The organism is Micromonospora sp. NPDC005254 (genome assembly GCF_042872525.1).
In the GTDB taxonomy this organism is placed as follows: domain Bacteria; phylum Actinomycetota; class Actinomycetes; order Mycobacteriales; family Micromonosporaceae; genus Micromonospora.
Genome location: NZ_JBIAKM010000016.1, coordinates 3298 through 5177 on the forward strand (window position 1 = coordinate 3298; position 1880 = coordinate 5177).

Sequence of the window (1880 nt, forward strand, 5' to 3'; positions counted from 1 at the left end):
CTTGTGCAGGTGTGTGGATGGGTAGGGGAGCGTCGTGCCGCGAGTGAAGCAGCGGGGTGACCCAGTTGTGGACGCGGCACGAGTGAGAATGCAGGCATGAGTAGCGAAAGAAGGGTGAGAAACCCTTCCGCCGGATGACCAAGGGTTCCAGGGCCAGGCTAATCCGCCCTGGGTGAGTCGGGACCTAAGGCGAGGCCGAGAGGCGTAGTCGATGGACAACGGGTTGATATTCCCGTACCCGCGAAAGAGCGTCCCTGATGAACCTCGTTGTGCTAACCACCCAAACCAGCCGCGACCTTCGGGTCAAAGCTGGGGAGCGTGGGAACCTGATGGGTAGTAGTCAAGCGATGGGGTGACGCAGGAAGGTAGCTGAGCCCGGCCGGTGGTTGTGCCGGGGTAAGCGTGTAGGCCGTGTCGTAGGCAAATCCGCGACACATGAGGGCTGAGACGTGATGCCGAGCCGATTCAGGTGAAGTCAGTGATCCTATGCTGCCGAGAAAAGCCTCTAGCGAGTTCTTAGCGGCCCGTACCCCAAACCGACACAGGTGGTCAGGTAGAGAATACCGAGGCGATCGGGCGAACTGTGGTTAAGGAACTCGGCAAATTGCCCCCGTAACTTAGGGAGAAGGGGGGCCGGAGACGTGAAGCCCCGCGCGGGTGGAGCGTTGTATGGCCGCAGAGAGCAGGGGGAAGCGACTGTTTACTAAAAACACAGGTCCATGCGAAGAAGTAATTCGATGTATATGGACTGACGCCTGCCCGGTGCTGGAACGTTAAGGGGACCTGTTAGCTCTTCGGGGCGAAGCGGAGAACTTAAGCGCCAGTAAACGGCGGTGGTAACTATAACCATCCTAAGGTAGCGAAATTCCTTGTCGGGTAAGTTCCGACCTGCACGAATGGCGTAACGACTTCCCCACTGTCTCAACCACAGGCCCGGCGAAATTGCAGTACGAGTAAAGATGCTCGTTACGCGCGGCAGGACGGAAAGACCCCGGGACCTTTACTATAGCTTGACATTGGTACTCGAATTAGCTTGTGTAGGATAGGTGGGAGCCGGTGAAGTCCATACGCCAGTATGGGTGGAGGCAATCTTGAAATACCACTCTGGTTGATTTGGGTATCTAACTTCGGACCGTTATCCGGTTCAGGGACAGTGTCTGGTGGGTAGTTTAACTGGGGCGGTTGCCTCCTAAAGGGTAACGGAGGCGCCCAAAGGTTCCCTCAGCCTGGTTGGCAATCAGGTGTTGAGTGCAAGTACACAAGGGAGCTTGACTGTGAGACTGACAGGTCGAGCAGGGACGAAAGTCGGGACTAGTGATCCGGCACTTGCGAGTGGAAGCGGTGTCGCTCAACGGATAAAAGGTACCCCGGGGATAACAGGCTGATCTTCCCCAAGAGTCCATATCGACGGGATGGTTTGGCACCTCGATGTCGGCTCGTCGCATCCTGGGGCTGTAGCAGGTCCCAAGGGTTGGGCTGTTCGCCCATTAAAGCGGTACGCGAGCTGGGTTTAGAACGTCGTGAGACAGTTCGGTCCCTATCCGCCGTGCGCGTAGGATACTTGAGAAGGGCTGTCCCTAGTACGAGAGGACCGGGACGGACGAACCTCTGGTGTGCCAGTTGTCCCGCCAGGGGCACGGCTGGTTAGCTACGTTCGGAAGGGATAACCGCTGAAAGCATCTAAGCGGGAAGCCTGCTTCAAGATGAGGTATCCCACCCACCTTGGTGGGGTAAGGCCCCCAGCTAGACGACTGGGTTGATAGGCCGGAAATGTAAGCCCGGTAACGGGTTCAGTTGACCGGTACTAATAGGCCGAGGACTTGACTACTAAGCTGCTACGCGTCCACTGTGCAACTCTGAACAAGCGAACACCCGTGACG

Annotated in this window: 1 rRNA gene (running past one end of the window); it reads left to right on the forward strand. The window is 57.2% G+C overall.

The annotated features are described in order from the left end of the window. Positions 1 to 1828: ribosomal RNA gene (locus ACFYPR_RS31755) — 23S ribosomal RNA — on the forward strand; it begins 1361 nt to the left of the window's first position. Positions 1829 to 1880 lie beyond the last annotated feature (52 nt).